At 70.6% G+C, this 5,731-nt stretch carries 6 protein-coding genes; 5 read left to right on the top strand and 1 reads right to left on the bottom strand.

Annotated elements, in window-relative coordinates:
* Window positions 1-382 precede the first annotated feature (382 nt).
* From MJ783_RS09905 to MJ783_RS09885, 5 genes are all read left to right on the top strand, one after another.
* On the top strand, window positions 383-976 hold the full coding sequence (locus tag MJ783_RS09905) for a nuclear transport factor 2 family protein (RefSeq protein WP_370651588.1): 594 nt from the start codon (window positions 383-385) through the stop codon (window positions 974-976).
* Window positions 973-2,475 carry a class I adenylate-forming enzyme family protein gene (locus tag MJ783_RS09900; protein ID WP_370651586.1) on the top strand — a complete coding sequence of 501 codons (1,503 nt, stop codon included), beginning with the start codon at window positions 973-975 and terminating at the stop codon, window positions 2,473-2,475. Before MJ783_RS09905 ends, MJ783_RS09900 begins: the two co-directional genes overlap by 4 nt.
* Complete coding sequence (locus MJ783_RS09895; protein WP_239310086.1) at window positions 2,472-3,494, top strand: LLM class flavin-dependent oxidoreductase; 1,023 nt, start codon at window positions 2,472-2,474, stop codon at window positions 3,492-3,494. The genes MJ783_RS09900 and MJ783_RS09895 overlap by 4 nt, the downstream gene beginning before the upstream one ends.
* Before the next feature lie 267 nt (window positions 3,495-3,761).
* Window positions 3,762-4,250 (top strand): MaoC family dehydratase N-terminal domain-containing protein, encoded by a 489-nt coding sequence (locus tag MJ783_RS09890; protein ID WP_239310085.1) that lies wholly within the window; start codon window positions 3,762-3,764, stop codon window positions 4,248-4,250.
* Window positions 4,250-4,669 carry a MaoC/PaaZ C-terminal domain-containing protein gene (locus MJ783_RS09885; protein ID WP_239310084.1) on the top strand — a complete coding sequence of 140 codons (420 nt, stop codon included), beginning with the start codon at window positions 4,250-4,252 and terminating at the stop codon, window positions 4,667-4,669. Before MJ783_RS09890 ends, MJ783_RS09885 begins: the two co-directional genes overlap by 1 nt.
* Window positions 4,670-4,848: 179 nt before the next feature.
* Here the strand turns inward: MJ783_RS09885 and MJ783_RS09880 are convergent, their stop codons facing one another.
* Entirely contained in the window at window positions 4,849-5,637 is a 789-nt protein-coding gene (locus tag MJ783_RS09880; RefSeq protein ID WP_239310083.1) for an SDR family NAD(P)-dependent oxidoreductase, read from the bottom strand.
* Window positions 5,638-5,731: the final 94 nt, after the last annotated feature.

Raw genomic sequence — 5,731 nt, 5'->3', positions numbered from 1 at the left:
CTTCAGCTGACATCCAAGGCGCACCGATCGGTTGGTGCGGTGGTGGGGCTGATGCGCTCCCGGTTGAGGTGGTTCCCGTAGGTGATCTGCGCGTTCCGTGCGCGCCCGGGTCGTTGAGGTGGCCCTGCGGGAAGGCGTCGCCGGACGGGCAGCCGGGAACTATAGTGCAACTCATTAAGCGTATTGCTGTTTGGGTTGGCCTGGTTGTGGTGGCGGTGTGACGGACGAGGAGGCCTGGCTGGCTCCTGTCCGGACGCGATCGGAGGCGATCGCCTGCCCCGCACGACGGCCCTCCCCGGAGCCCGGGTCCTTGGATCGTCGCGAAGCGACCGTCCGGGGGAAGGCCTGACCTGGAGGTGTCGTGACGACGCACGACGCGGGGTTGCTCGCGCGGTTGGAGCAGGTGGAGGCGCGGCTCGCGATCGAGCAGCTGCCGATCCGGTACGCGCTCGCGGTCGATGGACGTGACCTCGACGCCTGGGTTTCGCTGTTCGTGCCGGATGTCAACTGCGGGCGGCACGGCCAAGGCCGCGAGGCGCTGCGGGACTACATCGCGCCCAGCCTGCGGTGGTTCTACCGGTCGGTGCACCAGATCTGCGGCCATCGGGTGGAACTGCTCGACGCGGACAACGCCCGCGGGCAGGTGTACTGCCGGGCCGAGCACGAGGTCGGCGACCGCTGGATCGTCATGGCCATCTGCTACTTCGACACCTACCGCCGGGTCGACGGGGAGTGGCTGTTCGACCGCAGGGACGAGCGCCACTGGTATGCCGCCGACGTCAACGAGCGCCCGCAGGCCGTGGGCTTCGACAGCTGGGGCACCTCGCCGACGCCACCCGGTCTGCCCTGGTCCTTTCCGGCTTGGGCGGGTTTCTGGGAGGGCGTCGACACCACCGGGCTGACCGCGTCCGGGTCGGCTGTGCCTGCGGTGGCCGTATCCGGGCCAGCCGCTGCCGCCCGGACAACCCGGGCATGACCGCCGGGGACGGGACAACCGGGGCTGGAGCCACTGGGGCTGGAGCCATCGGGGCCGGGACGACGTGGACGGCCCAGCTCGCCGAGGCCTGGTCGGGCTCAGGCGCGAGCCGACCGGCCGTGAGCAGCGGGACCGTCCGCTGGTCCGGCGCTGACCTGCTGCGTTACGCCGCGGGCGCGGCTGACTGGCTGGACAGCCTCGCCGTGGGTGTGGGGACCCCGCTGCCGGCCTTGGTCTCGACCACGCTGGAAGCACTCGCGCTGACCATCGCCGGGGCAGCCACCCGGCGTCCGCTTGCGCCGATCAGCACCAGGCTTACCATCCGGGAGCTCGCCAGCTGCCTGGCCGGCCTCGCTGGCGATCTGCTCCTGGCTGAACCAGCCGTTGAAGATCTTGGACGCGAGGTGGCGGCGGCAACGGGGCGAAGGCTTGTCGTGCACCCGCCGGCCGCCGCGTCCGACCGGCCATTGTCCGACCGGCCGGCGGCGGAGCGGCCGGGCCCGGAACAGACCGCGCTGATCCTGCACACGTCCGGCACCTCCGGAGTGCCCAAGCCGGTGTTCGTGGCTCAGGGCAAGCTCGCGGTGCGGGTCCGGGTCAACGCGGCGATCGTCCACCTCGCACCGGGCAGCGTGTACGCATCCGGTTCGCCGTACCATCACATCGCCGGTCTCGGCATGATCGCGGTGGCGTTGGGTGCTGGTGCCACGGTCGTCTGTTCGCCGCCGTTCTCGCCGCGGACCTGGCGGGAGCTGGCCGACCACGGCACGACACACGCCCTGCTGGTGCCAACGATGATCGACCGTCTGCTCGCGGAGAACGCCCTTGCGCTGCCGACGCTGCGGGTGTTGCAGTATGGCGCATCCCCGATTCATCCGGACACGCTCCGTGAGGCGATGGCCGTTCTCCCGGACGTCGACTTTGTTCAGATCTTCGGGCAGACGGAGGGCTCTCCGATCACCTGTCTGAGCTTTGAGGATCATCGGCTTGCCGCCACGACCCGGCCTGAGCTGTTGCGTACGGTCGGCCGCGCGGCCCAGGGCGTGGAGCTGCGGGTGGTCGACCCGGCACCGGACGGCAGCGGCGAGATCCGGGCCCGGGGCGAGCACCTTTTCCGTCCCGCGGCCGACGGCTGGCTCCACACCGGGGACCTCGGGCGTATCGATCCCAACGGCTATGTCACGCTGCTGGGCCGGCGCGGTGATCGCATCGTGCGGGGTGGGGAGAACGTGGATCCGCTGGAGGTGGAACAGGTCCTCAGCCTCCATCCGGCGATCCGTGAGGTTGCCGTGGTCGGCCGGGCCGACCGGCGCTGGGGGCAGGTCGTGAAGGCCTTCATCGTCCTGATGGACCCGCATGATCCACCGGATGTCGAGGAGCTGCGCCTGTTCGCGCGAGAGTCCCTGAGCGGATTCAAGGTGCCCGCCGAATGGGAGATGATCGATACTCTGCCGAGGGGCGCGGCCGGCAAGGTGCTGCGCCGCGTGCTGGAATCATGACCGCGGCGGGCAGCGGCCCAGCGGTCGTCGGCCCAGCGGTCATCGACACAGCGGTCGTCGACACAGCTGGGACGGTGGCGGCCGAGATCCGATCGGTTGGGCCGCGGATCGGGGTCCGGCCACCCTTCGCGTTGCTGCGCAGCGGCACGGAGCGGCTGTTCGACGCCGCGCGGCAGGTACGGGATCTCGGTTTCGACCATGCCGTCATCGGCGATCACGTGAGCTTTCGCGGTGGCTATGGCTCCGACGGGCTCATCCAGGCCACCGCGCTGTTGATGGCCGCGCCCGGCGTCGAGGTGCACACCGGGGTGTTCCTGCTCCCGCTGCGGCACCCCGTCCCGGTGGCGCGTCAGGTAGCCACGCTCGCCGCCCTGGCACCCGGCCGGTTCGTCTTCGGCGTGGGCATCGGAGGCGAGGACCGTGCCGAGATCGAGGCCTGCGGCGTCGACCCCGCCACCCGCGGCCGCCGGATGGACGAGGCGCTCGTCGTGTTGCGGGCGCTGCTGGCCGGCGAGGCGGTGACGGTCGACGGCGAGCACTTCCGGCTCCGGGACGTGCGGGTGTCGCCGCCGCCGGCTGTCGCCGTACCGATAGTGATCGGTGGCCGATCGGCCGCGGCGGTCCGGCGCGCGGGCCGGCACGGTGACGGCTGGCTCGGCGTGTGGGTCTCGCCCGATCGTTACGCCGCGGTCACCGCCGAGATCGACGGCGTCGCGGTCTCAGCCGGGCGGACCGGGATGGCCTGGCGGCACGCGCTGCTCGTCTGGTGCGGCTTCGGCAGGTCCGTGGAGGACGCGGGCTGCTCGGTCTCGCGGGCGATGGAGAGTTTCTACGGTGTGCCCTTCGACCGTTTCTCGAAGTACGTGCCCCGGGGAACGCCCCAGGACGTGGCCGAGGCCCTGGTGCCCTACCTTGAGGCGGGCTGCTGCGATGTGCATCTGCTGCCGGTCGCGGGTGATGAGGACGAGGCGATGGAGTCTGCGGCACAGGTGCGGCGCCTGCTCGTGCGGCGTGGGTGAGCGCCTGGAGGAGTAAGAGCGCCCGAGAATAGGACTGTCCGGCTCGCGGCTCCCCGCATCCCGCCCGGCCGCGTTGTCGTCAGTCGGAGCCCACCACCAGGGCGCCTTCCTCCGCCGCCTTGCCGGACCGGGCGCGGATGAGCCGCTCACTGACCGAACGCCCTATCCTCGGGCGCTCTAAGCCGGTAAAAGTATTAATGATTGCTCTATCTGGTGGCTGGAATCCTCGGCCGCCCGCCTTCAACGACGAGGAGTAGAGGAGTATTCGTGGGGCAGTTCACGTTCCCGGTGGAGGCCGGTCAGATCATGCTTTTCGCGCGTTCGGTCGGGGATCCCAACCCCGTCTACCACGACGCGCGGCGGGCCAGCGAGTCCGAGGCCGCGGGCATCATCGCCCCGCCGACGTTTGTGCAGTCCTCCGCCCAGTACGACCCCGACTACCCGCTGCGGCCACATGCCGGCGAGCCGTGGTTCGGCTCCGGCCGGGAGCCCACCGGAGTCACCGAGCCCGTCTCCGGCGGTGGCCGGCTGCACGCCGAGCAGCACTTCGAGTACTTCCGGCAGGTCCGGCCGGGGGACGTGCTCGAGGTGACCACCATCCCGGGCGGCACCTGGGAGAAGACGGGCCGGCGCGGCGGCAGGCTGGTGTTCGAAGAACAGGTCACCGAGTACCGGGACGCCGCCGGTGAGCTGGTGGTCCGGGCCCGCGGTGTGAGCGTACGACCGGAGAAGCCGGTTGAGCAGGGAGCGAACTGATGGCACTACGTGGGGCTGACGTGAAGGTCGGCGAGGTCCGCGAGCAGGTGCTCGTCGAGGACCTCACCCGGACGCAGATCGTGCAGTACGCCGGGGCTTCCGGGGACTACAACCCGCTGCACACCGATGGTGTGTACGCGCACGACGCGGCCGGCTACCCGGGTGTGTTCGCGCACGGGATGCTGGCGATGGGTATGACCGCCCGCGCCGTCACCGATCTGGTGGGCGACGGCCGTCTCACCCGCTACGGCGTCCGGTTCAAAAGCCAGATCTGGCCGGGTGACCGGCTGACCGCCCGCGTCGTCATTGCCGGCCTGCGCGACGACGACGGCGTCGCCCTCGTCGACCTCGACGTGGTCACGGTCAACGAGCGGGGCGAGGAGGTCATCGCCGGCTACGCCACCGCCCGCGTGGACTGAGCTCCCAGGCTCCCGCCGGTTCCCGGGAACCCGGGAACCCGGGGCGCTTGGGGCGACAACGAGAAAAAATGATCGGCGCGAGTGTGTTCCTGCCGGAAACGCGTACCTGACGACACACTCGCGCCGATCTTCTGGATGGCCGTTGCTCTTCTGGCCGCCTGGGCCGTCCAGAGCCGGTTTCAGCCGGCCGTCACGGCGGGTTTGCGGCCGAGTTCGTCCAGCAGCGTCTGGCTGTAGGCGATCCGTCCGGTGATGTCTCCCTCGACCAGGGCCAGTGCGGCTTCGGCCAGCACCGAGGGATCCTCGAGCGGGAAGTCCGCGACGAGGTCGTGCGCGCCCGCTCCGGGTGTCGCGACGTTGTCGAGCGGGGCGAGCGCGTTGGCGCGGATGCCGTGACGGTACCCCTCGGACGCGACCGCGGTGGTGAAACGCTCCAACGCCGCCTTGCACAGCCCGTATGCGGAGAAACCGCGTTCGTACACGGCGTCGAACGGCGGGCCCTCGGGGTGCTGCGCGGCCCGGGAGGAGATGTTGAGCAGCCAGCCGGCTCCCCGCGCGCGCATGCCGGGAAGAACGAGCTGGGTGAGTTCGAACGGCGCCCACACCTGCACTTCGATCATCAGGCGGAAACGCTTCTCGCTGAACTCCTCGACTGGCGCGAGAAAGGTGACCGCGGCGTTGTTCACGAGGATGTCGACCGGGCCGAATGCCTCGACGGTCTCGGCGACGATGCGGCGCCGGTCTTCGGCGGACGAGAGGTCGCCGCGGACGGCGACGGCCTCGTGACCGGCGGCCCGGATGCTCTCGACCGTTTCCCGCAGGCTTCCTGAGTACCGGGGGTCGGGGTCGAGGGTACGCGCCATGGCCGCGACCCGGGCTCCCTCGCTCGCGAGCCGGAGCGCCACTGTCGCTCCGATGCCGCGGCTGGCCCCGGTGACCAGCGCGACCTTTCCGTCCAGCGTCCCCACGGACCCTCCTACGGTTAGCGACTCCCGGGACCGCTGGGTGCGTGGTAAGAACCGCCACCGCGCACCCAGCGGCCGACCAGGTTGGTCTGATAAT

This window comes from Protofrankia sp. Cj3, assembly GCF_917627355.1.
Lineage (GTDB): Bacteria > Actinomycetota > Actinomycetes > Frankiales > Frankiaceae > Protofrankia.
Note: the sequence above shows the minus strand (reverse complement) of the source record. Positions and strands in the feature narration are given on the sequence as shown.

Bases quoted from the DNA above. Each gene is read 5' to 3' on its own strand.
- MJ783_RS09900 (WP_370651586.1), top strand. From the start codon at position 973: ATGACCGCCGGGGACGGGACAACCGGGGCTGGAGCCACTGGGGCTGGA.
- MJ783_RS09895 (WP_239310086.1), top strand. From the start codon at position 2,472: ATGACCGCGGCGGGCAGCGGCCCAGCGGTCGTCGGCCCAGCGGTCATC.
- MJ783_RS09885 (WP_239310084.1), top strand. From the start codon at position 4,250: ATGGCACTACGTGGGGCTGACGTGAAGGTCGGCGAGGTCCGCGAGCAG.